23 protein-coding genes are annotated in these 25,678 nt (G+C 46.9%); 9 read left to right on the plus strand and 14 right to left on the minus strand.

All coding sequences use genetic code 11. The features are described 5' to 3' along the window. Positions 1-4: 4 nt before the first annotated feature. Positions 5-496: an aldolase/citrate lyase/malate synthase family protein gene (locus PRUB_RS24580; protein WP_010380653.1), complete on the minus strand. Its 492-nt coding sequence runs from the start codon at positions 494-496 to the stop codon at positions 5-7. A 308-nt stretch (positions 497-804) separates the two neighbouring features. Between PRUB_RS24580 and PRUB_RS24585 the strand changes: the two genes are divergently transcribed. Continuing rightward, the gene (locus PRUB_RS24585) at positions 805-2,298 is read left to right on the plus strand and encodes a DUF3612 domain-containing protein (RefSeq protein WP_010380654.1); all 1,494 of its coding nucleotides are present in this window, start codon (positions 805-807) and stop codon (positions 2,296-2,298) included. On the opposite strand, the gene PRUB_RS24590 is transcribed toward PRUB_RS24585, so the two are convergent. The 4 genes from PRUB_RS24590 to soxR all read right to left on the minus strand — a co-directional run bounded on the left by PRUB_RS24590 (position 2,295) and on the right by soxR (position 6,674). Further along, positions 2,295-2,756 (minus strand): GyrI-like domain-containing protein, encoded by a 462-nt coding sequence (locus PRUB_RS24590; RefSeq protein WP_010380655.1) that lies wholly within the window; start codon positions 2,754-2,756, stop codon positions 2,295-2,297. The genes PRUB_RS24585 and PRUB_RS24590 overlap by 4 nt on opposite strands. A gap of 459 nt (positions 2,757-3,215) precedes the next feature. Continuing rightward, the gene (locus PRUB_RS24595; RefSeq protein ID WP_010380656.1) at positions 3,216-4,190 is read right to left on the minus strand and encodes a hypothetical protein; all 975 of its coding nucleotides are present in this window, start codon (positions 4,188-4,190) and stop codon (positions 3,216-3,218) included. A gap of 172 nt (positions 4,191-4,362) precedes the next feature. After that, a complete protein-coding gene (locus tag PRUB_RS24600; RefSeq protein ID WP_010380657.1) occupies positions 4,363-6,150 on the minus strand; it encodes a DUF885 domain-containing protein in 1,788 nt (595 codons plus the stop codon). Further along, positions 6,147-6,674: a redox-sensitive transcriptional activator SoxR gene (soxR, locus tag PRUB_RS24605; protein WP_010380658.1), complete on the minus strand. Its 528-nt coding sequence runs from the start codon at positions 6,672-6,674 to the stop codon at positions 6,147-6,149. The genes PRUB_RS24600 and soxR overlap by 4 nt, the downstream gene beginning before the upstream one ends. Before the next feature lie 68 nt (positions 6,675-6,742). Here soxR and PRUB_RS24610 point away from each other — a divergent pair, with 68 nt between their 5' ends. After that, positions 6,743-7,204, plus strand: a complete 462-nt coding sequence (locus tag PRUB_RS24610; protein ID WP_010380659.1) for a flavodoxin family protein — start codon at positions 6,743-6,745, stop codon at positions 7,202-7,204. A gap of 135 nt (positions 7,205-7,339) precedes the next feature. Further along, positions 7,340-9,322: a hypothetical protein gene (locus tag PRUB_RS24615; protein WP_010380661.1), complete on the plus strand. Its 1,983-nt coding sequence runs from the start codon at positions 7,340-7,342 to the stop codon at positions 9,320-9,322. A gap of 298 nt (positions 9,323-9,620) precedes the next feature. On the opposite strand, the gene PRUB_RS24620 is transcribed toward PRUB_RS24615, so the two are convergent. After that, positions 9,621-10,139: a hypothetical protein gene (locus PRUB_RS24620; protein WP_010380662.1), complete on the minus strand. Its 519-nt coding sequence runs from the start codon at positions 10,137-10,139 to the stop codon at positions 9,621-9,623. Positions 10,140-10,366: 227 nt separating this feature from the next. Between PRUB_RS24620 and PRUB_RS24625 the strand changes: the two genes are divergently transcribed. The 5 genes from PRUB_RS24625 to PRUB_RS24645 all read left to right on the plus strand — a co-directional run bounded on the left by PRUB_RS24625 (position 10,367) and on the right by PRUB_RS24645 (position 14,757). Next, positions 10,367-10,825 (plus strand): DUF4920 domain-containing protein, encoded by a 459-nt coding sequence (locus PRUB_RS24625; RefSeq protein ID WP_010380664.1) that lies wholly within the window; start codon positions 10,367-10,369, stop codon positions 10,823-10,825. 85 nt (positions 10,826-10,910) lie between these two features. Then, positions 10,911-12,122: a cytosine permease gene (codB, locus tag PRUB_RS24630; RefSeq protein ID WP_040644823.1), complete on the plus strand. Its 1,212-nt coding sequence runs from the start codon at positions 10,911-10,913 to the stop codon at positions 12,120-12,122. 89 nt (positions 12,123-12,211) lie between these two features. Then, positions 12,212-13,411 carry a Bcr/CflA family efflux MFS transporter gene (locus PRUB_RS24635; RefSeq protein WP_010380666.1) on the plus strand — a complete coding sequence of 400 codons (1,200 nt, stop codon included), beginning with the start codon at positions 12,212-12,214 and terminating at the stop codon, positions 13,409-13,411. 114 nt (positions 13,412-13,525) lie between these two features. Continuing rightward, positions 13,526-14,503 carry a sterol desaturase family protein gene (locus PRUB_RS24640; RefSeq protein WP_010380667.1) on the plus strand — a complete coding sequence of 326 codons (978 nt, stop codon included), beginning with the start codon at positions 13,526-13,528 and terminating at the stop codon, positions 14,501-14,503. Then, complete coding sequence (locus tag PRUB_RS24645; protein ID WP_010380669.1) at positions 14,500-14,757, plus strand: hypothetical protein; 258 nt, start codon at positions 14,500-14,502, stop codon at positions 14,755-14,757. Before PRUB_RS24640 ends, PRUB_RS24645 begins: the two co-directional genes overlap by 4 nt. 261 nt (positions 14,758-15,018) lie before the next feature. Here PRUB_RS24645 and PRUB_RS24650 read toward each other — a convergent pair whose 3' ends face one another. The 4 genes from PRUB_RS24650 to PRUB_RS24665 form a co-directional block, all read right to left on the minus strand. Continuing rightward, positions 15,019-15,705 carry a LipL32 family surface lipoprotein gene (locus PRUB_RS24650; protein ID WP_010380670.1) on the minus strand — a complete coding sequence of 229 codons (687 nt, stop codon included), beginning with the start codon at positions 15,703-15,705 and terminating at the stop codon, positions 15,019-15,021. 240 nt (positions 15,706-15,945) lie between these two features. After that, the gene (locus PRUB_RS24655) at positions 15,946-17,514 is read right to left on the minus strand and encodes a methyl-accepting chemotaxis protein (RefSeq protein ID WP_010380671.1); all 1,569 of its coding nucleotides are present in this window, start codon (positions 17,512-17,514) and stop codon (positions 15,946-15,948) included. A gap of 11 nt (positions 17,515-17,525) precedes the next feature. Continuing rightward, positions 17,526-18,041, minus strand: a complete 516-nt coding sequence (locus PRUB_RS24660) for an SCO family protein (RefSeq protein ID WP_010380673.1) — start codon at positions 18,039-18,041, stop codon at positions 17,526-17,528. Positions 18,042-18,274: 233 nt separating this feature from the next. After that, entirely contained in the window at positions 18,275-20,338 is a 2,064-nt protein-coding gene (locus tag PRUB_RS24665; protein WP_010380675.1) for a S9 family peptidase, read from the minus strand. Positions 20,339-20,522: 184 nt separating this feature from the next. Here PRUB_RS24665 and PRUB_RS24670 point away from each other — a divergent pair, with 184 nt between their 5' ends. Continuing rightward, complete coding sequence (locus PRUB_RS24670) at positions 20,523-20,999, plus strand: methyltransferase family protein (protein ID WP_010380676.1); 477 nt, start codon at positions 20,523-20,525, stop codon at positions 20,997-20,999. Positions 21,000-21,178: 179 nt separating this feature from the next. Here the strand turns inward: PRUB_RS24670 and PRUB_RS24675 are convergent, their stop codons facing one another. From PRUB_RS24675 to PRUB_RS24690, 4 genes are all read right to left on the minus strand, one after another. Continuing rightward, positions 21,179-21,811, minus strand: a complete 633-nt coding sequence (locus PRUB_RS24675) for a hypothetical protein (protein ID WP_010380677.1) — start codon at positions 21,809-21,811, stop codon at positions 21,179-21,181. A 141-nt stretch (positions 21,812-21,952) separates the two neighbouring features. Next, on the minus strand, positions 21,953-23,179 hold the full coding sequence (locus PRUB_RS24680; RefSeq protein WP_010380678.1) for a threonine/serine exporter family protein: 1,227 nt from the start codon (positions 23,177-23,179) through the stop codon (positions 21,953-21,955). Positions 23,180-23,314: 135 nt separating this feature from the next. After that, positions 23,315-24,550 carry a glycosyltransferase gene (locus PRUB_RS24685; protein WP_010380680.1) on the minus strand — a complete coding sequence of 412 codons (1,236 nt, stop codon included), beginning with the start codon at positions 24,548-24,550 and terminating at the stop codon, positions 23,315-23,317. Beyond that, on the minus strand, positions 24,551-25,564 hold the full coding sequence (locus PRUB_RS24690; protein WP_010380681.1) for a LacI family DNA-binding transcriptional regulator: 1,014 nt from the start codon (positions 25,562-25,564) through the stop codon (positions 24,551-24,553). Between the last annotated feature and the right edge of the window lie 114 nt (positions 25,565-25,678).

Raw genomic sequence — 25,678 nt, forward strand, 5'->3', positions numbered from 1 at the left:
TGGATTACAGCTGATAATCCTCGCCATTTTTGGCGCGATAACATTTACGGTCTTGTTGTGTCACTAAGGTATATTGTACGCCCGACACAAAACTCATCCACATACGACTGCCTGCTTCACCTTCCCCAGTTACGGCACTGAGGGGGGTTTCGTACTGAACATCGTTCAGGTGGGCGCGGTCATGATGGCGAGGCTCACAGCCCGTGTCAAAACTCAGTTCAATGTGCATGCCATCTGCTTTTTTCAATAATAGTGCACTGGGAGATTCACGATGACCGCATAAAGCAACGAATTGCTTGGAGTTTTTGAGGCCACAATGTTGGCCATCGGCAAAGAACACCATTAAATGGTTGTAGTAAACGACGTAAGAGCTTACTTCTTTATGAGAGCCGAATTCTAAAGGACAATGCTGATCCAGGTACTGCTTTGCGACGGTCAGCTTTTGACATTCTGTGCTGGTGTTTTCTAATTCTGTTTGCTGAATTTGTGCTTTCATGTGTGTATTCCCAGTTACCAATGTTACCCGATATAAGCTGCCAATGTGCGGTGATGGCTTAATTGCCGGTCAATTCACCTGTTGTCGTCACAATACAAAATATCGCTACTATTATTAATTACCTGCTTAGTCCCGGTGGGGCGCAGAAGCTTCTGTTGACAAATTCAGTGTATGAAAAAAAATCGATAAATTTCACAAAAAGAATTTTACAGTGTAAATTTTACAAAAACTGGTCTGACCATGCGCTGTGGCATAGTAGTGAGGCATAAGCGTTCAGGCACCTTACAGACGTAAACAGGAATGAAGCGGTGAAAAAAAATTCAGAACTCATGAGAAAGTCACACTTTCTGGGCACCAAAATTCGTAATTTACGCAAGCGAAATCACTTAACACTTGAGGATTTGTCTGCCCGATGTATCCGCTTTGATCCACAATCGGCGCCATCGGTATCCTATTTGTCCATGATCGAGCGCGGTAAACGTACGCCCAGCAGTGATATGCTCGAGAATCTGGCTGAGGTGTTTCAGAAGCCAGTAGAGTGGTTTTTGGACAATGAGCCTGAAGTAACCGAAATCACGCCACAAAAAGGGCGTCATGGCGGGATCAGCGGCATGGCATTAGAGCCTAACTTTTTATTTGATAATGACATTTTGCAAATAGCCATTCCGGAAATGTTGTCTCAGACCGGGATCAGTGGACGTCAGTTTGCTCACCTGTTGATCCGCGCCCACCAGGAACATCACCAGAATCACTTTCCCGATCTTGAACGGGCAGCAGAAGAAGTGGGTGGCAAAGATCTCTATTTGAATGCGGATACTCTGCTGAGCATGCTTAAAGCACAGGGTCTTGTGGTGCATTGGTTCGATGAAGCTCCGGGAGAGATTATCGATGAAAGTGGGCACATGTTTCAGCGTGTCATTACCTCATATTTTGCGCCGCCGAATCAGGTCCATGTCAATCGTATGTTGCTGCAAAATCAGCCCAGACTTAAATACGATTTGGCCGTGCATCTGGGTCATGCGGTGTTACACAACAGAGATGGACTGCAATGTGTGCTCGGCTCAGGCGGAGTGAGTGGCGGAACAAACGCGGATGAATCTGCGCCAAATGCGCAGGATATCCTCTCTGCGTGGCATGACTTTGAGTCCAGCTTTTTTGCAGGTGCGTTACTGTGCCCTAAAGTAGCTTATCGACAATTGTTAGATTCTTATGGTTATGAAACGCACATACATCAGGCGCTGGGGATCTCTCCCTCGGTAGCAATGCGCAGGATGACGGTTGCTTCGCCTTACCCACATTGGCATTACTTTGATGCCTATTTACCCGGTAAGCTTAAAGCGGTATATCGCGGTAACGGCATCCCCTTGCCCTGGGGAAATATGCGTAGCGTTGCAGATCCATGCCAGCACTGGGCTGTGTTCCGTAAATTTCAGGAGCAGGCCATGCAAGCCAGCGCGCAACTGTCTGTGCTTAATGTGAACAATCAACCCCGGCTTTATTGCTGTGAGTCTATCAAGGTGAATGACGTGGCGGATAATCCCCATGTGCTTTGTGCCGGAATAGACTTAAACCCGGCGATCGCAGCACAGGGGCTGGATGCGAATGAAGTGGTACAAGAGTTACAGGCACTGTGTATTAAGCAGGGCGGTGCGAGTGTGGTACCCTGGCATTTGAAAAAGCAATTGCAAAGCGTGGCTAAAATCTTAAATATCAACTGGATTGAGCGGGGAATAGCGAATGATGTCCGTGTGATTTGTACACGCGGTAAAGCTTGCCCCCGACAACCTGGTTGTTATGACTAGCGGATAGAGATAGCAATCTCTACTTCATCACTTTGGTGATAGATTTCTATATCCTGATGGTAGGCGCGCTGATATGGGCAATCACTATGCTCGAAGTAGCGCCAGACAAGCTCCCACAGGCGAATAACTGTTTGCGGCATTTCGCCCTGGGCTGCAAAACTCAGGTATCGCCCGCCATCTAGCTGTTGAATTTGCAGTGTTTTATCCGTATCAGCATGTGCCATCAATCCAGCTGCATCGCAGGCAACCATAGCATCAAAGTCTCCATGATGATCTGACTCGTAGCCTGAATAGATGCCATAGAGTGTGCTGCCTTCTGATAATAAAGGGGCATATTTTTGGCTAAAAGTTTGCCACAGCTGGGCTATTTGACCTTCTCCTTCGGTCTGCTCATGATGATTATTGGTGCGGGTACTGATCCCCACTAATTGGCGTGAAGTGAATGTTTTAACTTCCATTAGATTCCCTGGTAACTCGTCGTATGTCGCGAAAATTGCTTTACTCCGAATATCTGTCCTTGTCTTCTGACACAGCCACCCATTCTGCATGACTATTAGCCTTTCCCAAGAGAGGCGGAGAGTGCAATTTAAACCAATCCACATAATGAAATAACCAATTTTAGCCAAGACGTCCTTTGTGATAACCGGGTAAAAATGTGGCGAATCCAGGCTTGTAAGACAAGTTAAAACTGGGACGCTTTTACACAGTGACCAGCAGATTTAATCCCTGATATTGGTCGCACATTAAGATAGATTAGTATTATATGTATATTTAATAGTCACTTAGACTATTAATAAGGCGGTCGAATAGTAACATAGTGTGGGTTTTAGGCAAGCAACTGGGAAATAAAATATCCATAATGATAATTTGACTGGGGACCGCAAGGGTCCCCATAGTGATAATTTTGTCACTCAAGACTATTGACCACGCCAATCCCAATCTGGATAAAAAACGCCGTTCACCGTTGCATTGTGACCCGAGATGATAGAGTTTGGCTTGTCAACGGGCTGCCACCCGGTCGCTGAGGAGTGCTCCAGCTCGAATACCACATTACCCCATAGTCTGTAGGGTCCTGTGATGTTCGACTGTCTATATGCTGCGAACAGAGTTTGACCACCCATCATGATTTCTTTAACCGAGCTTTGGTTGTTTACTTCAGCCACGCCTTTGCTCCAGATTTTAAGCAGCTGAATGCTGGATTGGTTGTCACCCAGAAAATAGCCGTTACCAGACACTTCAACATCATCAAATTGATTGCTGCTGGTTGAGCGGGCCATGGAGGTATCGGTGACATTCAATGCCACCTGACGATTGCCCTCCATGAGGTTTGCCGCTGAACTACCGGATACCTTCAACTGTAACCCTTTGTGGTTTTTCACATAAAGCGTGCTGTTTTCATCTGCAAGGAAGGGGTAAAAAGGGGCTTTGGGGTCAAAAATATGCGTTGTTTTAAGGCCATCTATTGTGACGGTTGCATTGGCGTCAACGTGCAATGACAGCGCGTTTTCAGGTGTGTCTATTGCAAAGTTTCTAAGTGTGGACACCGCGGATTTTATGCGTATTACACTTTGCTGTTCATCGCTGTCGCCGAGCTTGATCGACGCTGCCTGCTGATCCTGGCCCGTTAGTGTGATCCCATCGCGTTCGATGAGAATTGGCCCCATGCACTGACCTGAAAATTCGACTGTCATGTCAAATGACAGGGCATGAAGGTAGTCGAGCATACGCCTGAGTGCCAGCGGATCATGTTCACACTTTACGGTGATTGTGTGATGGGTGCCATTGAGCGCTAATTCAGGGATATTTTCCGCGTTGATTGGATGTGCCGTTATAGTACACGCACTGAGAAATAGCGGGATCATAGTTCGGATAAGTGTATTTATTGGGGTCATTCCTGTGGCCTTACATGTTGTTTTAATGAAAATAAAATGTAGCGCCAGTGATATTGTTGGTCAATTGTTTTTACTAATTTATTCGGCAGGAAAGCATTATAACTCAATAGTTAGTAAATCTTATTCTTAAAATCAATTGTTTATGCCGGATCTTTCGACCCGGCATTAGGGTTTAGTTCATCAGTTGACGTATGAACTTAACAGGCGCACTGCCGTAGCTGAGAAACTCTTCATGGAAGGCTTTGAGGTCAAAGTCCTGGCCCAATTGTTTCTTTTGCTCTTCGCGCAGATCGTAAATCTCGCGGAATCCGCTGTAATAACTGGTAAGCTGAACCTGACTGAGTGTTGCCCGGCGCCACTTTCCTTCGGCTTCGGCTCGTTCCTGGTACGCCCCATTCATTAGCAGATCCAGGCCTTGTTCTTTGCTGAATCCTTTAACCTGAATGCCATAGTCCAGGATAGTGTTGCAGATAACACGCAGGTTCCACTTGTAGTACATAAGCCACATTTCTGGTTCGAAATTGCCGTATCCTTCTTCCAGCATCATGCGTTCTGTATACACAGCCCAGCCTTCAACCATGGCACCATTACCAAAGATGCTTTTTACCAATGAAGGAGAAGTGTTGGAGTAAACCAGCTGGGTGTAGTGACCTGGAACTGCTTCATGAATATTCAGAATTTGTAAAATCCAGTGATTGTACTCACGTAGCATTGAGCCAGCCTGCTCATCCGTCAGTCCATCCAGAGGCTCCACGTTATAGTAGGTGTTCTCTTTTTTCTCGTAAGGTCCCGGTGCAGAAATCGACGCCAGCGCAAAGCCGCGCATATAATCCGGTGTCTGGCGCACAACCAGCGGTTTTTCAGGATCTAATGTCAGTAAGTCTTTTTCCATCACAAAACGTTCCAGTTCGGGGATCTGGCGTTTGATTTCGTTAACAAATTCAGACTTCTCGATATGGCGCTGAGACAGGTGTTTGATTAGTGTAGCTATGGCTTCGGCATCATTTTCGGGGCGTGTTGTATTCGGAAAATACTTGGGCCAAAGTTGCTCGGTTAACTTGATCATTTGTGTTGTTACGCGGGCTTTGTCTGCAAGTGCCTTTTGGTACATTTGCTTTGCGGTGTAACCCGATTGAATATCAAACGCAAATTTCTCTTCGTAGAGTTCCTCACCAATCCGGAAGCTTCGGGCTTCGCCAGTTGATTGCATCTTTTTCTCAACCGCAGTCAGAAAATCTATGTAGCCATGGATGGCTGTTTTGGCATTAGCAAAGCGTTGTTTGAACTCTGCTTTTTCTTTTTCGCTAAAGGTGCTTAGCGCATCGACCCGGGTCAATAAGTCGTCTGTTAAAACGCTAAATGCCCCATTATTTTGCTGGATCCCAAGTTGGGTATATTCCAAAGTCGGATCCTTGATATTTGCCTGTGCAGCGCGATAGTACCCAGGTACATAATTGAGTCGATTAAAGACCAGACGAAGTTTCTCATCTTCAGACTTAAAACGGCTGTTCAGAATGGTCGCGAAGCCGTACGAGACATTGTAGCGACTGGGGTTCCACTGCCAGCTTTTGAACTTTTCGATTTCCCAGCGGGTACTTTTGAGTCTGTTTTCTATCAGGTGATAATCAATTTTAAGGCTGGCACTGAGCTTTGTTAAATCAAATGCGTGTAGTTTTGCCAGCTGCGCCTCTATAAAGGCCAGGCTGGCTGCGCGGCTCGCAGCATCCGGGATGGTGATGACATCATCATATTTGCCATAGCCATAGTACATAGATTGTTCGGGATACTGTTGCCAGAATTGTTCAATAAACTGCTCTGAGAATGCTTTGAAAGCGGTTTCATTGGTTTGTTGACTGGTTACTGAACTGGCTTGCTTGGCATCTGTTTGAGTCGTTGTCTGAGCACAACCTGCCAGTGCAAAAATGGCTGCCAGAGAAAGGCTGAGCGCCGTTTTTTTCATTCGCTTGTTCCTTTATTGTGATTTTCCATATCATAACAAGATTTCGCATTTTTTGCCTGCTCAGGGCTGTCTATGAGTACTGCGCCATTGCCCGCCTGGGCCACCATATCGTCCGGGTTATATATTGGACAGCGGCTCATAGATAAGCAACCACAGCCAATACAGCCGTCAATCATGCTGCGAACCCGCTGCATATAAGCAATCTTTTCATCTAGTTGGGTGCGCCAAATACTGGACATTCTGGTCCAGTCATCTTTACTAGGCGTGTCGCTGTGTGGTAGAGACATTAAGGTTTGTTTGATTTCAGCCAGTGTGATGCCCATTTTCTGGCCTGCTTTAATAATGGCGATACGTCGCAAAACATCTTTTTTGTAACGCCTTTGATTGCCGTTATTGCGCCAGCTGCGGATCAGCCCTTTGTTTTCGTAAAAATGAAGTGCAGAGACGGCAACATCTGCACGCTTAGCAACTTGTCCAACGCTGAGTCTGGGCTCATCTCGTTCCGGTGTATCGATTACGCTCATTTGAATGCTTTACCTCAATCTTGGTTGAGGTTTTAGACTAGCAGCAAATAACACAAAGGAGAACCGCGATGACGTCCATTATTCTTTATTCAAGCTCAAACAAGCAGGGCAATACTGCACAGTCGGTGCGAGCGCTAGCGCAACAATTACAGGCTGATGCTTTGTACCTCGATGACTATGATATTCAGGATTATTGCTATAATCACACCAATAAGGGCGATGACTTTCGTTCATTGTTTCGCACATTGCTGAGCTATGATCATATTGTTTTTGCATCTCCAGTATATTGGTATGCCGTTACACCGAGAATGAAGGCTTTTTTCGATCGCATCACCGATTTTATGGATGATGAAACATTGCGGCCTGAGCTGAGAAAGCTGCGTACCAAAGAGTTCTCCATATTATCCAACTCGATTCACAAGACTGCACCAGCTTGCTTCACTGAGATGATCCAGAAAACCTGTGAGTATCTCGGGATGACCTGTCGGGACCGCATTCACCATCAATACCCTTATGAGGGGGACAAATAAAAATGGAATTTTTTGGTTAAAAAATAGGCGTTAACTATTTCGTTAAACTAAACTGTTGATGCTATGGCATGGTGACGGAGTCGCTCCTTGCTGTGCCAGAGTAACTATCAGTAACCGTCTAAACCAGGAACTACCATGAAGATATACAAGCTGCGCAACTGGCTTGTCATATTGTCTGTTTTCATACTTGCCTCCTGCCTGGGAGATGATGACGACAATAACAACACGCCAGATCAAACCGCACAAACCACTGAAATCAAAGTGAGCCCGGCATTGGGATTAACCAAAAATGCAAATGTCAGGCTCATTTTACTCGCCACTAATACGCCCATTGAAGGGGCTACGGGCAACACCGGAGAGACAGGTGTTGCTACCATTACATTGGCTTCTGCCATTACCGAGCCGTTTATTGTTGAGGTATTGGGTGGAGGCGACGCTGAGTACTTCGATGAAGCTAAAGGCGTTTTTCTGGCCCTTGGCGCCGATACGACGCTCCGCGCTGTACTGAGTTCTTTTAAGTCTGAAGTGGGCGTGACGACACTCACGGAAATTGCTGCAACAGCCATTCTAAATACCGGTGCGACTAGTGCTGAAGCAATTAACCTTGTTAATGAACAGGTTCGTGTGGCATTGGCCCCGGCTCTGACAGATATTACCGTGCCCCCTCAACTGATTGATGCTGCCAGCGGGGTCACTGCGAGTAGCGATCAGGCCGGTATATACGCGGTTTCTTTGGCTGCACTGGCACAAATGGGTAGCTCTGCGAGTTCACCTGCGCTGGCTATTGTTGACGCATTGCGTGCCGACTTTTTAGATCTCACCATAGATGGCAAGGTAGGCGACCAGGTTTTTGAATCCCCTTTGTATAATGCCAGCAATTTTATCAGTGAGTACACCAGTGCAATTCAGGCGTACGCGCAGCAAGTGGGGTTAACCGAAGACCTGAGCACCACGTTTTCGCTGGATAACATCAAAAAAACCCTGGAAGGGCTGAGCGATATTTTTGCTAGTCTGGATCTTGGGTCACTCGAATTGGATTTTGTTCCCGGCGGGTTATCATCTGGTTCCGGCGGAGATTCTGATGATGATGACGACAATGATGATAATAACGGCAATGACGGGGAAGGTAATACTTTAACTATTACTGGTTCTACTACTGTGGCGGGTATTACGACCGAAATCACAGAAATTGTTATTAAGAACGTACCTGCGCCGGATCCCAACGACCTTGAAACCATTAAACAACAGATTGAAGACTCATTTGTTCAGCAACAGCTGACGGTGAATGACCTGGCATTTGAGCTGGTGAGCAGCTCCGATACTGAGATTGTGGTTTCAGTGCGTTACTCAGTCACCACTCAGGGGGTCACGGTGACATCAGATCTGACCTACACCTGGACACTGACCGGAAAAGACGATGACGACGATGATATGGATGATGATGTCATGTTGCCTGAAGTGCTCAAAGGTAAGGTGTTTGATATGGTATTTAAGCTTTCGGACAGTGGCAGCAGCTATGCCGATGGGCAAAAAGTACGGTTCACATTCTCCAGTTCGGGCATGATGTTTATAGACACAGATCCAGATGCCAATAATGGTGACGAAATGTCGCTTGACGATGTCATGATGGAAGGTAGCGAATACGTATATAAAGATGACGATGGTGGGTTTGTCTACAAAGTGTCTGTGACCGCATCGGGGCTGAATGAAATCAACCTGTTTACCATGGAAAACACGTTGCTTGGTTCGTTCATTGCTGATGGGGGAGACGCGATCGCTGGTCTTGAATTAGTCACAGCAAGAGCCGGGGAATATAGAGTTGTGGGTGACGGTCACTCTCGTGGCACTGTGATGATTGGCGCAGATGGCGCTATCGATTTTGACACAGGTATCAGTTATGCCCAGGGTGATATTATGGCCATATTTGATCGTACTAACCTTGAGGAAGAGAAACGTATACAGATTAATTATGGCGCAGACGATGATGGTCCGGTCATTAATCTATTCTTATCAGCTGATGGCAACTCCATCACTAGCATCCAATACCGTATCCGAACAGATGAGGTAGATGTCATGGTGACGGTTGAAGGTACCGTTACTGGTGGAGGCGGTGGTTAATCATGCAAACTGTGATAAAGCGGGTGAGGGCCCGCTTTATCTTTTTATGTGTTGGCCTGGTTTAATACCAATTTCACTTAATACTTGGTCTATTTGAAGTAGCAAATAGGACGCTAACAGCGTTAAAAACTTCTCATTTAGAACAACTAAGCAGCAAAATTTTTGCCTCGCCTGCATGGACGTAGGTGCCTCAGCGATAGCAGGACGCGAGAGCGGTGTTATCGAGCCTATTTTCTCGCCTCAAAATAGATCCCTTAATTAAGAAAATTGGTATAAACAGGCCGACTGTCTGGTGCGATTACCACTTAAACAGTTTACATCTTTGCTGGGTATTACCCTGATAATTGGAAACAACAATATGCCCAACTTTTGACTCACGGATTGGGTCGAAGCTAAACGTATTCATGTTAACGTCAATTGTCCCGTTGCTATCCAGCTTATAGGACACTTGCAACTTGGTGCTGCCGACTTCAAACAGGCTCAAAAACTCATCGTTCAGCAGGTACTGGTCAATGACAACGCCATTGTTTTCATCAATTGCATAATGGCCCAGGTTTTCGTTGAGTGTTAGCAAGCTGTAGTTGCGAACGTTTTTGCGTGCGCCTTCTCCATAGGTCACTATCCAGTCTGCCTTGTTATCGATTGATGCGCCAACCTCAAGTGACATTGGAAATTGATAAAGCGTACCGCGAGCCGGCGAGATCACTTCACACTGACCCTTGTAATAACCTTGCCATTGCTCAGGTGAAGCCTGGGCCGTTGTACTCAGCATTGCCAAAACCGAGAGTGCTAGAGAAGATTTAATCATCTTATTCATACTATTTTCCTTTTTGTTAGTGTGGTTTACCCATTCAAGGTAATTACATCTTTTTTAAGATGCAAGACGCTATGTAATGGATTGTAAATGGGTTGCATCTGGGGTGTTTTCATATGTAATTAACCTGTGTATATTGAGGGGTTTTTTGCTTTATTTTTAGTAAGGGCTTGTTATGATTGGATTACCTTCAACAGCGATTTCCAAAAATGTCTAACTCGGAGAACAGTATGTTAATTAAATTGGGTCTGAGCTTGTTTGCTTTGCTGTGTGTTATGCCTGGTCAGGCGCAGCCGATAGAGTTTGCCGGTGGTGCTGACAAAACTAATATCATTGATGCCACACATTTGTTAGCTCAGGCGCAGCAATATCATCAAACTGATGTCACGGTGAAAGGGGTGGTGACGAAAGTGTGTAAAAAGCGCGGCTGCTGGATGACACTCAAGGTGGAGAAGGGAGAACAGATCACGGTGAAAGTACGTGATGGTGAGATGGTATTTCCTATGGCGGCGGTTGGTAAAACAGCGCTGGCAACAGGCCGGTTTGAGGTGTTTAAGTTGACGTTAGAAAAGTCGCGTCGCTACCTGGCTCATAAAGCGGAAGAAAACGGTGAAGTGTTTGATTCTAAAGCTTTGAAAAAACCAATCACGGTATACCGGTTGAAACCCAGTGCAGTGACAATTCTCTGAACAGGCGCTTGATATACTCCATAATTTTTCCACTGTTGTGTGCTGTAATTAAGGGAATAGTTTGTTATACCAAAAAGGCCACAAAGTGACTGAAGACAGTAATTATGGACTCAAGCCCGTTCCAGACTCAGCCAGAAAAGGCGGCGTAGCGTTATCCTTGTTGATGCTGGGGTTGACGTTTTTCTCCGCCAGTATGTGGACAGGGGGAACCCTGGGTACCGGGCTCTCATTTAACGATTTTTTTCTCGCAGTTTTCATTGGTAACTTGTTACTCGGTTTATACACTGCGGCGCTCGGTTATATAGGGGCATCGACCGGGCTGTCTACACATTTACTCGCACGATTTTCATTCGGTGTTAAAGGATCCTGGTTGCCTTCTTTGCTTTTGGGCGGCACTCAGGTTGGCTGGTTTGGCGTTGGGGTAGCCATGTTCGCTATTCCTGTTCACAAGGCAACTGGCATAGATACCAATGTGTTGATCGTCGTGGCGGGTCTTGCCATGACAACGACGGTGTATTTTGGTATTTCAGCGTTGATGGCGTTGTCTGTGATTGCTGTGCCGGCTATTGCGTTACTCGGGGGGTACTCTGTATGGCTGGCGGTGCAAGATGTTGGTGGGATCAGTCAATTGCAGTCGCTTGTGCCGACAACGCCGCTGCCCATCAGCGCTGCAATTGCACTGGTAGTTGGGTCGTTTATCTCCGCGGGCACATTAACTGCTGATTTTGTTCGCTTTGCCCGCAAGCCTGCCAGTGCCGTGTTAATAACGCTGATTGCGTTTTTCCTCGGAAACAGTCTGATGTTCATTTTTGGTGCGGCAGGTAGCGCGGCAACCGGAGAGTCCGATATCGCACAGGTATTAATGTTACAAGGCCTATTGTTGCCCGCAATTGTCGTGCTGGGCCTGAATATCTGGACCACCAATGATAATGCACTGTATGCATCTGGACTCGGATTCGCCAATATCACAGGCTGGTCAAGTCGTCATCTGGCAGTGCTTAACGGCATTATTGGTACGCTTAGCGCATTGTGGTTATACAATCACTTCGTTGGCTGGCTGACTTTTCTGTCTGCCGCCATCCCCCCAGTTGGGGGGGTGTTGATCGCAGATTATGTTTTCAACAGGGAGCGTTATCACGCATTTGAGCACATGCAGTGGCAAAGTGTGCGTTGGAGCGCCATTGCTGCGGTCGCTTTGGGCGTGCTGGCAGGTCATTTTCTGCCTGGGATTGTTCCGCTAAACGCAGTGTTAGGAGCTGCCGTGAGTTATGGCATTTTTTCTCGCTGGGAGAAGTAGTTAATGCGCTGAGTACAGCGGGAGGCGAGGTGCAGATTGATACGTAAACTGATACAATCCACGCCTCCTAACTTTGTATTTGGAAATTCATGGACGATTCTGCACGCGTTTTCAACACCCGAATTCTACTCCCTCTGCTTGCCAGTATTGTGGCAATTACGCCGCTGGCAATCGATATGTATCTACCAGCAATGCTGGTAATTGCAAACGGTTTGGGCACAAGCATGCCGCAAGTGCAGCTCTCGCTGAGTATCTATCTTGCAGGTTATGCGCTTGGCATGCTGATATATGGCCCCCTGGCCGATCAGCTTGGAAGACGTAAGCTAGCCTTATTTGGACTGGGTGGCTTTGCGCTGAGTTCATTTTTGCTGGCGTTCAGCAGTGATATTTTGCATCTTTGGGGACTCAGAGCGACTCAAGCTTTTACCGGTGCTGCTGCGACGGTTGTGGTCCCTGGTATTATTCGTCATATCTATCAGGCTAATACAGCCAAAGGTATGTCTTATGTTTCTATGATCATGATGCTGGCGCCTTTGGTTGCGCCCAGTGTTGGGTCGGCTATTCTGGGCCTGGCCAGTTGGCAATGGATTTTTCTGACCCTGGCAAGCTACGCGCTTGTGATTATGGTTCTGGCCTATCTCTATCTGGTGGAAGTACCCATCTATAAAAGTGATAAACGTGGGCTCCATCTATTTTTTGACAGTTACGCCACTGTGCTTTCTAATCGGGCGGCACTACCAGACATTGCCAGCTCAATGCTGGTCTCGTTTGGCTTTTTTTGCTTTCTGACTTCTGCACCTTTTATCTATCTTGATTATTTTGATGTCTCAGAGCAGCTGTTTGGTGTGCTCTTTGCCTTTAATGTGGTTGCCCTGATGTTGGGGAGCTTTGCAAATACCCGTCTGGTGCCTAAGTTAGGTTCCAGAAAGGTGCTCTATCTCGGATTAGGGCTTGGTGTTGCAAGTGCCACTGCGTTACTTGTATTCAGTCTGTTTGACTTATCCTTGTATTATATGGTGTTTAGTATAGCGCCGCTGATGATGAGTCTGGGGATCATTGCAGCAAATGCAGATGCCCTGGTGTTACTGGAATTTGAAAAAAACAGTGGAACAGCAACGGCGGTTATCGGTACTTTACGTTTTGGCAGTGGAGCCTTGGTTGGACTCTTGCTTGCGCTTCTGCATGCAGATAACACATTGCCTTTTGCCGGAATAATGTTTGCGGCTATTTTGCTGACAGCAATGGTGCAATACGGGCGTTTTGCCAATACAAGGGCTGTCCGAAGTTAGATAACTAAAGTTAGATAAAGCCAAGACTTAACTCACCTGAACATGATTATTGTGGACAAGCTAATGCTTTTTGTGTAACGTTTTTCTCATGTTTTTGCTAAAAAAACAATAATAATGCAATACATGGCGGAGCTGATATTTGAATTTATTCGGGCTATTGAACTACTACTTGTCTACCCTGTAGCCGAAATTCTTTCTAACGAGAGTGTGTTTGTCGCAACCAATTTATTGATTGCGATTGTGTTCTTGTATTACAAAAAGCGCAAACAAAACAGACGCGTTAACTGGAAAACTCTGAAGGGGGCCTTTCTTTCCTCCCGGATCTGGTGGAGTCAATCCAGTCGCATTGATTATGTTTCTTTGATGGTCAACTCTTTTTGCCTGGCCAGTGCTGCGCTGCTGGTAGACAGGTATCTGAGCGGGGGAGCGATAAAAGACAGTCTGTTTGTTTCTGCATGGCTGGAGTCGATCGCTGGTCCCAGTGAGTTCAGTGTGGCACCGCAGACCTCGGTGGCCGTGACCACCCTCATTGCTTTTGTGGTATTCGACTTCTTCAACTACTGGTATCACAGAATTTTGCACCAGTATCCATATTTATGGCGCATTCACAGCCGCCATCACAGTGCGACCAATCTTACGCCCTTTACCAATTTCCGGGCTCACCCTCTCGAAGCGATATTTCGTTTGCCAGTCACTTATTTTGCCAGCATGCTGGTGGCAGGATTATGCAGTTATTCGTTGGGGCAAGATGCATCAGAAATGTTGATTCTGGGCACCAATTTATTCGCGTTTAGCGTGTTACTGCTTGGCGGTACGTTAGTCCATTCACATATCTTTTTGCGATTTCCTCGCTGGCTTAGCTATCTTATCGTGAGTCCGGCTATGCATCAGGTACACCATAGTTGCAAGCCGGCGCATCGCAACAAAAACTATGGCAGTAATCTGGCCATCTGGGATTGGATGTTTGGCACCTTATATTTGCCAGATAGTGCGGAGCCAGTGTTGTTTGGATTGTCACAACACAACCGAACGCAACAGAGCACTCACGCCTTTTTTTTTGGTAACAATATGATTAAACAGGAGGAAAGATGAAAAAAATAGTGCTAGGCACAGCCATTGTCGCAGCGTTTGGGTTGATGTTAAGTGGCAAAATTGAGCGCAGTGCAGACAGTTTTGTGAGCAAACAAAATGTGGTTGAGAATTATGGGGTCGAAAACTTCAGTTCAGGCCGTTCTCGGGCAAATGGTAACCGTGCCGCGGGAAGTTCACTGGTCAAACAGGGGGGCTGCTCGGCGGTTTTACGTCATGTCGATAGCTGGTTCGGTCTGAGTAAATGTCAGGCCTGAGCATAAAGATAAAGTAGTACGAGGGTGATTATACCAATTTGCTTAATTAAGTGTTCTATTTTGAGGCGAGAAAATATAGTCGGTAACCAGGCGAAAATTTTGCTATTTAGTTGTTCTAAATGAGAAATTTTTAACGCCGTTAGCGTCATATTTGCTCCTTCAAATATTATAGGTATTAAGTGAAATTGGTATCTAAAATGCCAGCCCTGACAAAACGAAACAGCGGCTGGCATAATTTAATTGGCTAGGGATGTATCTGGATTACAGCTTTTTGTTTACCAGTGCATCCAGCTCGGACAGAGAAGCTGCAATCTTTACGCCCGGAATATTGGTACCGATTGTTGCTTCAAACGAGCCTTCAACAGAAGAGCGGAACGAGGTAAATCCGATACGATAGACACCACGGACCAGTGCTTCAGTTGGGTTATTCATAGAGGTTGTTTTACGCAGCAAAGAATTGTAGCTTGCGCCACTTGGGTTAGCTGGTAGCTCACTGCTGTCGTCATTACGGCCCAGGTTTTGTAGCACTTTACCACCATCAGAGATGCTGTTGCTATCTATGATGTTCATGCGATCCAGTACGATATAAGTATCGAAAAACTTATTGGCATCCTTTGCCATACCTGGTTTAAAGTTTGCGTGAACAAAGTCGTCGTCACCTGGCGTAGCAACCGCAGGTGAAATCATAGAAACACCAATTTCATCGACTGCTGCAGGGACCCAGACATACAGGTAGTAAGTATCTTTACCTTTGTATTTGCCTTCTGGTACAACCGACTTATCAACGTAACCGAAGTAGTTACTGTAATTGGCGTAAGGCAGACGCGCTTCTATACCAGCAACACCTTCAGAGACAGAGCTCTTTAGATGTGGACCAGTACTCATACAGCCTGCAAGAGTGGTTAGCGCAATTAGAGGGAGGATCTTTCCGGATAACTTCATTTTCATTGTGTTGACTCCATGTCACCATTTTTAAATTCGTTCGAATTATAGGCATGTACTGCAGAAAGTAAAACAATTTTTTACACATTTATCATGGAGCCAGTGCAATGTTATTTCTGAGCAGTTTTACACAGTAGAGAAGCACGGGCCGTGAAAATTGGCTTTTGACAGCTATCATATTGATGGTGCCTCAGAAGCCGGGACGCAGCCTTTGAGGGGGTTATGAGCAGCGCAAAGCCTCGGCCCCTAACGAACAAGTTTAAACTGTTGAATTTGATGATTGAGCTGAATTGACATGTCACTGAGTTGAGAGGCGTAGTTTAGATTTTCCTCCGAATTACTTAAAAATTGGCTGGAGGCGCTCTGAATATTGTCGGTGTTCTGACGTATGTCAGTTGTCATTGCCGATTGTTCCTCAGCAGCTGTGGCTATTTGTGACGCCATGGCATTGATATCGCTGATCAGATTAGCGATTTCTCGAAAGCTCTTTGATGCATTGCTGGCGTCATTGACACTGGCTGAGGTTAGCTCGTAGCACTGGTTCATGGTTTCAACGGCTGAATGAGAGGTAGATTGCAACGTATTGATCATTGCCGAGATCTCCTCTGTTGAGGCGTGCGTGCGCTGCGATAGTACTCTGACTTCATCGGCGACCACAGCAAAACCGCGACCTTGCTCACCGGCCCGGGCAGCTTCAATGGCAGCATTAAGTGCAAGTAAGTTGGTTTGCTCTGAGATCCCCCTAATTGTGGCAACTATTGTACTTATCTGCTGGCTACTCTGTTCCAGCTGGTCTAACACTTGAGTTGCTTCTTTGACCCGAGAAGACAAGGCGTCGATAGTTTGTTCAAATTTGCCCGCCATTGCCTGCCCTGAGCGGCTGCTTTCAACGGCTTCACTCAGTGCGGAGGCTGTCTGCTCTGCATTACTGGCGATTTCTCCAGTTGCATATGTCATCTGATCGACTGCGGTCGATATTTTGGCAATCTCAGATTGTTGCTGTTGCGCAGCCTGGGCGCTTCTGTGCGCTTGTTGTGTGCTGTCCTCAGCTTGTTGCGCTAGTGTTTTTGCCGTACTGGCTGTATCGAGCAAGGTATTTTGAAGTCTGTCAAAAAAGCCATTTACGATCCGAGACAAGTTGGTTTCCTCAGCTGATTCAATGCGATCAGTCAGATCGCCATCGGCCCCTTTTTGAACCAGGCCAATAACCTGAGTTGAGGCAACGAATTTGATGTTGCCATCCAGTATGTAGTAGATGGCGATGGCTGCCCCAATCACTGCAATAACAATATGGTAAAGCAAGGGGGCTATCAGCCCCCAGTCGGTTTGATCGCCCCAGGAGAATATAATAATTGGCGTGCCCCATAATTGTGCGCCAATGCTCTGGCAGTAGGTCATGGTCAGGTGGTGTGCAACGGTAACACCAATGAGCGTCAGTAGCGGAACGACATCCCGATAACGGATCAAAATGGTAAAGTTTAGAAAGAATATAAAATGGCCCTCACCGAGGCCGTTTGCCTGTTGGATCGAAATGGCCATCATCGCTGTTAGTCCAACAGCCATAATGATGCGGGTTATGAGTGCTCCCGGCATGGTTTTATAAGCTGCGAGGCAAATAGCAAAAACCGCACCGCCACCCAGGATCCCAAGGGTGAAGTAGCCATTTTGCCATGGCGTTAGCAGAGCCACCATAAAATAGAAAGCAAGCAGGGTCATCAGTACGATCTTATCAGCGCGCTTGAAGTCTTCGGTAAATCTGGCTTTCATATAATCGCTGAGATTGTTGTCATAGCAAATTAGCAGATTTTTTAGCATGGTGTGCCTCTTTAATAAAGCTCATCTTTTAGCGTTGTAAAGTCAAAGGTTTCTGGGTTGTAAGCCTTGACTATTCGCCATTGTTGTTGAGTGCGATTGAGCAGATATGTACGCCCCTGATGCCTGATCTGCTCACCACTTTGTTGAATGTTCAGACCAAAATCCTGACTAAGCTGAGTTAGCAATTCTGCGTTAGCATGGACGCCTGAAAAAGCGCTATGGTAAGAGCGGGCATGGCGCTGCGCTTGTTGGGTGGAACTGTTCTCGTCTATATCAACGAACACGATGTGTGGCCACTGGGTTTGCTGCTCTGTGTTGTCTAATAAACTTTTTAGAATGAGGAGGGTCGTAGGGCAAACGCCTCCACAGTGACTAAAGCCAAAAAATACCACGGCTCTATCGCTTCCCGAGTGCGCTAAAAATGGCGCCTCTACTTTGCGGTTACTTTCAAGCGGTAAAAACGGCAGTCCAAAAATAATCCCCAGTAACAGGCAAAGTAGCAACACCATAAACGATGATTTCAGCATAAAGTTTTCGACAAAGGACTGTCTACCATCACTAAACTGTAGCCAGCAAAGGGGAAATCGGCAATTTAGTTTAGCTTTTTGAGCTGTTCGGCTGAGATTCTAAGCCAGGTTTGCTATCTGTCGAAAAGTTTTGTTTTCTGATTGTGTGATTCCATCTGTATCGTTTTACCCTTATGAAAAAGGCTTGCCAGATTGGCAAGCCTTTTGTCTTTTTAAATAGCAAAAACAGACGGTTACTTGTTTTGCTCTTTCACCGCTTTTAATTTAGCTGCGTGGTCAATCTCATACGCCGGCATGTCTTTGTTGCCGTGGATCAGGTAGTTGTCCATCCAGCGCATCAAGCGCAGGCTGTAGTCATACTGAGCGGCGACTTTGCGGTTACCATGGCCTTCGCCCGGGTAGTAAACCAGACGTACGTCTTTGTCTTGTACCTTCATGTAGCGGTATAGCTCCATAGACTGAGCCGGGTGAACGCGCGGGTCGTCTTTACCATGCATGATCAACAGTGGCGTTTTTGACTGGCCAGCCCAGTAAATCGGACTGCGTTCAAGGTACCATTGCCATTTCTGCCACGGGTAAGAGCGGGCATGCACAAGGAACATTTCGTTTGAGATGTCGGTCGTGCCAAACTTAGATAGCTGGTTGGTCACACCCACAAACATCACACTGGCGGCGAAATGCTCGGTCAGTTTAGTCGCGCCCCAGGCTGAAGCGTAACCACCGTAAGAGCCACCTGTGATGCCAACACGCTTGCTGTCGACCAGACCCATTTCAACCAGGTGATCTTTCATGTCGACCAGATCGTCAAACTCTTTACCGGCATAGTCGCCCTGACCCAGTTTAGAGTAGTCAACGCCTTTACCTGTTGAGCCGCGGTAGTTAGGGTAGAAGACTGCGTAGCCGCGTGCTGCCCCCATTTGACCCGGATCTGAATAGCTGGTCAGCCAGCCGTTTCTGTCATGACTTTCCGGGCCACCGTGTACCGCCATGATGAGTGGGTAACGCTTGCCTTCCTGGTAGTCCAGTGGGTAGATAAGCACACCGCCAATTTCCACACCGTCGCGGGCTTTGAAATTAATCGCTTCTTGCTTTGCCAGGCGTTTGTTGTCTAACCAGGGGTTTGAGTTGGTTAAACGGGTTGGCTTTTTAGAGCGAACCATAAATACTTCACTTGGGTGTTTCGGGCTTTCTGCACGTACGCCGATGGTTTTGTCTGAGTCTGATACTGACAGGCTTTGTGCGATAAACTTACCTTCTTTAACCAGCTTTTTGTACTTGCTTGATCCAACTTTCACTTGCGCAATGAAGGTTTCTGCGCCGACATCGGCAATAAAGTTCAGAACATTTTTGCGATTTGACCATTCAAAATCTTTGAAATGGCCCATAAAGTTCGGGATCCATTCTTCCACTTTGCCGGTTTTGGCATTGGCCAGGAACAGGCGGCCTTTGGCCGGGTCGTGCTTGTCTTCCGCGCCTAAAATGGCAATGTACTTACCATCATGAGAGAATTCAGCTTCACCCAGTTTCCCTTCGGTTTTGAACGAAGTGGTGATTTTCTGCGTCGCTACGTCCATTACGTGCCACTTGGACTTCATGTATTGGTCGTCGATCAATGCAGTCGGCTGTGTCTTCACCAATAGTTTACTGGCATCGTCAGACCAGTTGATGTCACTCACGTAACCTTCAACAGGGACCACGGCAGGAGTCAGAGGTTTGTTTGTCTTTGCCAGGTCGACCAAGTGTAACTGCTTGTTTTTCAGGCCAAGCTCATATACTTCAGCCATAAAACCGAGCTTTTTAAGCTCTTTTTCGCTTGCATCTTTGGCCGGCATGGCCAGAATAGCGACCTGCTTACCGTTGGGACTCAGGCGATACTTGCTGATAGAGGTGCCTTTCAGAGACAGCACTTTTTGCGCCTCACCACCGTCTACTGCGATGCGATAAAGTGAAGTGAATTTGTCTGCTTTTTTCTTGGCCGTAAAGTAAATAAATTTACCATCTGCAGACCATTCAATTTTACCTACGTTGATTTTACCTGTGATGAAAGGTACTTCATTACCTTCGTCATCAACAACATACAGCTCGCTGTAGTTTTTACCGTTGCTGTCTACATACAGCTCACGGGGGACAGAGCGACGAAATGCAACTGACTCTCCATCAGGGCTAACGGCTGTTTGGATAACGCGTTGAATTGTAGGGATATCTTCAACTGTGATTGTGTCATTTGCCGATGAGGCAAAGGTGCTGGCACTGGCAAGGCCAATGGCAAGCGCGAGCGAGGTTTTAATTAGTTTCATAAATGTTCTCTGGGATTACGCTTTCTTATAAACTAGACCGCGAAGTGTAGTGCTAGTGAGTAATATTTTACTTTAGCGCTGACTGAAAACCAGTGTTTGCGATTAACTGTCTGCTTTATGGGATAAATAATTGCGGTATATCAATCAAGTGACATATTTTGCTGATAAGGAGTACGAGACCAGTATGTCAGATTCCAGGATTCACCCGTTAGATACCCGGATCCCGCCTGTAGTTGTACTGTTGTTGCATCTGATCCTTAGTTGGGGGCTGGTTCAGCTATTCGGGCGTGTGGAGTTGGGTGAGGGGATAAGGCTGTGTGGTGCTTTTCTACTGAGTTCTGTTGGCGTGGGAGTCGCACTGGCTGGCGTGATTGCATTTCGCCGCCACAAAACCAGCGTTGATCCGGTACATATAGATAAAGCCTCAACCCTGGTTACCAGCGGCATATATCGTATTACCCGAAACCCCATGTATCTGGGCTTCCTGTGCTTACTATTGGCCTTTAACTGGTATCTCGCTGCGCCAGTGGGGATGCTTACAGCACTGAGTTTTATCGCTTATTTAACCCGTTTTCAAATCAAACCAGAAGAGCGCTTCTTGCTTAACAGCTATGGACAAGCATACAGAGATTTTCTGACCACAACCCGACGCTGGCTCTAGCATGATACCAACTTCACTTATTACCTGTTCAATTTGAAGGGGAAATAGGGCGCTAAAGGCGCTAAACACTTCTCTTTTAGAATCTGATACTTTAGACAAAGATTCACAAATTTTCGTCTGGTTATCGATCCTATTTTTTCGCCTCAAAATAGCACACTTAATTAAGTAAATTGGTATGACTATTTTGTTGCGACTTGCCTGAATTGGGCTCTGATATCATCCGGCATGCCCCAGGAGTACTGCATCAAAATGGTATCAAACACAGCTTGCCAGGCGGGGCTTTGGCTATCATTTAACTGGTTCATTTGTTTGCTGAGTAAGCGCTTAATTTCTGACACATTATGATAATCGGGCCAAATGGCCTTTGCTGCGCTAAATTGTGAGAGCGCTTCGGATGCATCCCGTGCCAGGATAGCATTAAATCCAGCCCGCTCATATTGGTCTACCTGTGCTTTTGTGTCTGATAAAAGCGGTGTCTCTGTCAGTAAAGCGGTTTGTTTTACATTGGACAGTTGCTTGGTCAGGTTAACCTGGATGCCGTCTACCTTTTTTAGGAGTGCTGTCGGCTCCTGGCTGGCCTCAATGTCTTTTTTGAGCTGTGCTATCTGTGCCTCGTAGTTGCTGCTGATATCTTCAATTTGTTTACCCAGCTTCAATCCAAACGCATCAACCTCTCGTTGCTCAATGATTTTGAATAGCTTATCGCCATAGACAGCAAAGGCGAGGATCAATATTGCGGGCCACAGAAAGACCTTGATGTAATCGAGTACCAGTCGATAGGCAGCCAGTTTTTGTTCTGTGTTGTCGTTCATGGTGAGCTCCTTTGCACCCGAGTGTGACTTTGATTGTCACCCAAAATGCGTTTGAAGCAAAGGAGAGATTGAGTAGTCGCAACTACAGGCAAAGAAGCCATTTGGCAACACCTTGACTGTTTAGGTGTTGCCAAACACGATTTACAGGCTCTTCTTCGGTGGCAGTGCCACGTTGGCAAAGATAAGGCCGGCAATCAGAGACATGAAGATCAAAAAGGTCTGCTGGCCGATGTGATCGGCTGCCACAAAGTTCTGCCCCTCAATTAGCGAGTTTAAACCAATATAGGTTTTTGACCCGGGCACCAGCACAATCAACCCCTGCATCGCGACAATCGAGGCAGGCGCGTTGACGGTGCGGTTAAATACATTACTGAACACACCTACAGCAAATGCGCCGACAAAAGTCCCCAGTGAATAGTCGAGGTAGATGGCGGATCCTATGCTGGCAGCATAGGCAATAAAACCTGATGCGATAGACCAGCTGGCGTGTTTCAGCTTAGTGCGGAAAATCACAATCAGGCTGTTACACAGCAGCAATATTGCCATCCAGGCTGTCCATTTCGGGAGCGGATCGGGCTGCACATAATCGCTCTGTCCAAACAGGAAAAAGCCAATACTGATACCTAAAAACGCACCAAAGTACAGTTTAAACAGCAACATAATGGCATCCATGACCCGAGCTGTCCCTGATACTAAGTGGCGTGCAGATAGCTCAGCAAAGCCAAGAGCCAGTGCCAGGCCAGGTATAAATACGATTATCGCCGAAAGGACCACTAGCCGGATATTGACCATAGGGTCCAGATACGACGAAATCGCACAGGCAGCCAGCGCAGAAGCGATTGCCACTACGGGCTCCAGCATGTGCGTTACGCGCTTTGAGCGAGTTGACCAGAGGACGAAGATAAAGACCAGAATCGACAACACAGCAGACCAAAGCACATCATTCCAGCTGGTGCCCATTAGCATTGCAAAGGCACCTCCTGACACCGCAAACGCGATACCCGTGAGTAGCCGTCCGTAGGGGTCTTTTGCCTGAGTTATGGCATCCAGATTCTGATCTGCTTGCTCGACACTGAGCTCTCCTGCCAGCATTCGATTCACGACATCATCTGTATCGGCCAGTGAACCAAGGTTGTGGTCACCGGGCTCTACGCGGGCAACATGGGTGTACTCATCCTCGTGTCCTTCAGTCCAGATCACAAAAGTGACGGACGTTGGAGACATAACAAAGGACGACTTAAGCCCCAGGTGGGTGGCAACTTCCATCAGATGGGCCTCCAGGCGATAAGCCGGGGTTCCGTATTGATGAAGCATTTTGCCTAATTTAACAATAAACTTACGCTTTTGTGTAAAGGTGGCTGAGTTCAACGGCGTGTAACCTAATTATAAGTAAAAATCGACAGCGACTTAGTGAGTAAGGAAGCTAACAGCTTGTTTCGCCTCCCCACCCAGTTTAGGCAATAACCTAAGTTGCCGCGAATTCTAACCACTTCTCACGTAAATTCAACGCATTTTATTTGCATTTTTTGCTTCAATCCATTGGGACATATATTGGGTACTGCGAAGCGTGTGGTGTCGCAGCATACTGCCGGTGAAGTTTGCCCGCCTGTGTGGGCCCAAATTGGTCAGTAGATTGCTAATCTTTTGTTTTAGTTGAGACTCTAAAGGTTGCTTATCATAACGCGTCTGTAGCAGGGTCAGCCCGTTTTGTTGCGCCTGCTGATAGCGTACTTCATCCTGGTACAAGGCCACAGCCTCGGCTGCAAAGGTTTCCGGGCAGTTGCTTATCGCACCGTGCCAGGGCAGGTCGCCATGCATGCCTTCTGCGCCAATCTCTGTGGTCACACACGGTGTCTGTGTGATCATTGCTTCGAGCAACTTTCCTTTGATTCCAGCGCCAAAGCGCAATGGGGCAAGACAAACTTTGCTCTGTGCCATCACGCTCAATGCATCTTTCGCCCACCCTTTGATCAAAAAGCCGGTTTTAGGGTTGTGTAATGCGGTTGCCTTGGGTGGCGGGTAGGAACCATAAATGTGTAATTCCGCATCTGGCAGTTGTTTACGGATCTTCGGCCAAATTTGCTGCAGGTAAAGTACCGCATCCCAGTTCGGGGCGTGGCGAAAATTACCTATGGTCATAAAGTGCTTGCGGGTTTGAAAGTCTGGCGTTGTGTTATTAAGTGCGCTCAGGTCTACCATAAATGGCAAGTGATGTAATAGGTCGGCGGACACGCCAAACTGTGTAGTGAGCAACTGGTGTTCAAAATCAGAAATGATCAGCGACAAATCGCATCGCAAAATTGCGGCGATCTCACGTTTAGCCAGCTCACTGTCGAGCAGACTGTCCAGGGTGAAAGTTTGCTGAGTGCGATGTGCTGCATGGCGGGCATTGCGAAGACACTGCAGGTCTTCGGTGTCGAGGATTTTAAGCGCATCGGGCGCAAATTTATCGACCCGCCAGCCAAACTGTTCTTCCATCATAAAACGGTCAAACATCACGATATCAGGCTTAAGTTGCGCGATATAGTCGTCAAAGCTACTGCAATTGAGCGTGATGGGGGAACAGGTGATCTGTTCCTGGCTTAAATCGGCCATATGCTCTGTTTGCTGGGCCGGGCTGGCAAATTCAACTTGCCAGTTTTGGGCGCGGAAAAAGCGCAGTAAGGACATCATATGACTGCCGGCGGCCGATGAATTGGGCTCCGGCCAGACATAACCAATTACTAAAACTTGTGTCATTTAAATGGAAGATTCTCTGAGTTGTAGCGATACATCCACCAGGGTCCGTACCGCAGGTTGCGATTTATTCATAATTTCTGCCAGTGCCTGGCAGGTGCGTTTACCGATGTCATCTGCATCAATTCGCACGGATGACAAAGCGGGTTTCATTAATCTGGAATCGGCCAAATCATCAAAACCGACCACTTTGATGTCTTTGCCTGGCGTGAGCCCATGCTCTCGCATTGCTTCCATAACGCCATAAGCAATGACGTCACTAAAACAGACGATGGCCTGAGTATCCGGGGATTGCGAATATAGAGTATTAAACGCTTCCCGACCTCCCTGGCGATTGGTCTGAGCGGTAATTTCAGGCATAGGCTCGGTTACTTTGCGTAACGTGAGTGCGCTGCGAAAGCCAGCTAAACGTTCATGATAATCCGAAATCTCGGGTGTACCGCCGACAAAGGCCAGGCGCTCAATTCCCTGTTCGAGTAAATGCATTGTGGCCAGGTGTGTGCCTTTCTGATTGTCGGGCAGAATACAGGGGGCGTTACTGTAAGGGATCTCCCGCATGATATTAATAACGGGGAAACCAGAATCGACGAGTTTATTAACCCACTCCATGGTTGTGCCCGGTGCGGGCACCATGACAAATGCGCTGACGTTGTACTCTTTGAGCGTATTGACGACCTGTTGCTGACGCGTCAAATCCTCACTGGTATTAACCAGCATAGGCACCATACCCAGTGCATAAATGTGTTTCTCAAGGCCCACCGCCAGCTGCGCGGAATAAGGGTTAGTCAGGTCGTTGATCACCAATGCGACCAGGTTGGAGCGCTTACTACGCAGTGCCGCAGCATCACGGTTATAGACATACCCCAACTTTTCTATAGCAGCGAGTACCTTTTCCCGGCTTTTGTCGCTGACTTTGTCGGAATGGGTAAGTACCAGGGAAACGGTTGATTTAGATACTTGCGCTTCTCTGGCAACATCGAAGATGGTTACTTTGTCTGGCTTTTTATTGTTGTTCATAATGGCCTGAATAGCTGATCAAACGGTTGACGAACGCTAAGTTTACCGTAACTTCGCGCCTAGATGCACGTTATACCACTAACATTAGTGCATAACCAATCTGAGGGCTTTAAT

This window comes from Pseudoalteromonas rubra, assembly GCF_000238295.3.
Classification (GTDB): domain Bacteria; phylum Pseudomonadota; class Gammaproteobacteria; order Enterobacterales; family Alteromonadaceae; genus Pseudoalteromonas; species Pseudoalteromonas rubra.

Excerpts from the sequence above, each read along its gene's own strand:
- PRUB_RS24580 (WP_010380653.1), bottom strand. The coding sequence starts at position 496 with ATGAAAGCACAAATTCAGCAAACAGAATTAGAAAACACCAGCACAGAA.
- PRUB_RS24590 (WP_010380655.1), bottom strand. The coding sequence starts at position 2,756 with ATGGAAGTTAAAACATTCACTTCACGCCAATTAGTGGGGATCAGTACC.
- PRUB_RS24595 (WP_010380656.1), bottom strand. The coding sequence starts at position 4,190 with ATGACCCCAATAAATACACTTATCCGAACTATGATCCCGCTATTTCTC.
- PRUB_RS24600 (WP_010380657.1), bottom strand. The coding sequence starts at position 6,150 with ATGAAAAAAACGGCGCTCAGCCTTTCTCTGGCAGCCATTTTTGCACTG.
- soxR (WP_010380658.1), bottom strand. The coding sequence starts at position 6,674 with ATGAGCGTAATCGATACACCGGAACGAGATGAGCCCAGACTCAGCGTT.
- PRUB_RS24610 (WP_010380659.1), top strand. The coding sequence starts at position 6,743 with ATGACGTCCATTATTCTTTATTCAAGCTCAAACAAGCAGGGCAATACT.
- PRUB_RS24615 (WP_010380661.1), top strand. The coding sequence starts at position 7,340 with ATGAAGATATACAAGCTGCGCAACTGGCTTGTCATATTGTCTGTTTTC.
- PRUB_RS24620 (WP_010380662.1), bottom strand. The coding sequence starts at position 10,139 with ATGAATAAGATGATTAAATCTTCTCTAGCACTCTCGGTTTTGGCAATG.
- PRUB_RS24625 (WP_010380664.1), top strand. The coding sequence starts at position 10,367 with ATGTTAATTAAATTGGGTCTGAGCTTGTTTGCTTTGCTGTGTGTTATG.
- PRUB_RS24635 (WP_010380666.1), top strand. The coding sequence starts at position 12,212 with ATGGACGATTCTGCACGCGTTTTCAACACCCGAATTCTACTCCCTCTG.
- PRUB_RS24640 (WP_010380667.1), top strand. The coding sequence starts at position 13,526 with ATGCAATACATGGCGGAGCTGATATTTGAATTTATTCGGGCTATTGAA.
- PRUB_RS24645 (WP_010380669.1), top strand. The coding sequence starts at position 14,500 with ATGAAAAAAATAGTGCTAGGCACAGCCATTGTCGCAGCGTTTGGGTTG.
- PRUB_RS24650 (WP_010380670.1), bottom strand. The coding sequence starts at position 15,705 with ATGAAAATGAAGTTATCCGGAAAGATCCTCCCTCTAATTGCGCTAACC.
- PRUB_RS24655 (WP_010380671.1), bottom strand. The coding sequence starts at position 17,514 with ATGCTAAAAAATCTGCTAATTTGCTATGACAACAATCTCAGCGATTAT.
- PRUB_RS24660 (WP_010380673.1), bottom strand. The coding sequence starts at position 18,041 with ATGCTGAAATCATCGTTTATGGTGTTGCTACTTTGCCTGTTACTGGGG.
- PRUB_RS24665 (WP_010380675.1), bottom strand. The coding sequence starts at position 20,338 with ATGAAACTAATTAAAACCTCGCTCGCGCTTGCCATTGGCCTTGCCAGT.
- PRUB_RS24670 (WP_010380676.1), top strand. The coding sequence starts at position 20,523 with ATGTCAGATTCCAGGATTCACCCGTTAGATACCCGGATCCCGCCTGTA.
- PRUB_RS24675 (WP_010380677.1), bottom strand. The coding sequence starts at position 21,811 with ATGAACGACAACACAGAACAAAAACTGGCTGCCTATCGACTGGTACTC.
- PRUB_RS24685 (WP_010380680.1), bottom strand. The coding sequence starts at position 24,550 with ATGACACAAGTTTTAGTAATTGGTTATGTCTGGCCGGAGCCCAATTCA.
- PRUB_RS24690 (WP_010380681.1), bottom strand. The coding sequence starts at position 25,564 with ATGAACAACAATAAAAAGCCAGACAAAGTAACCATCTTCGATGTTGCC.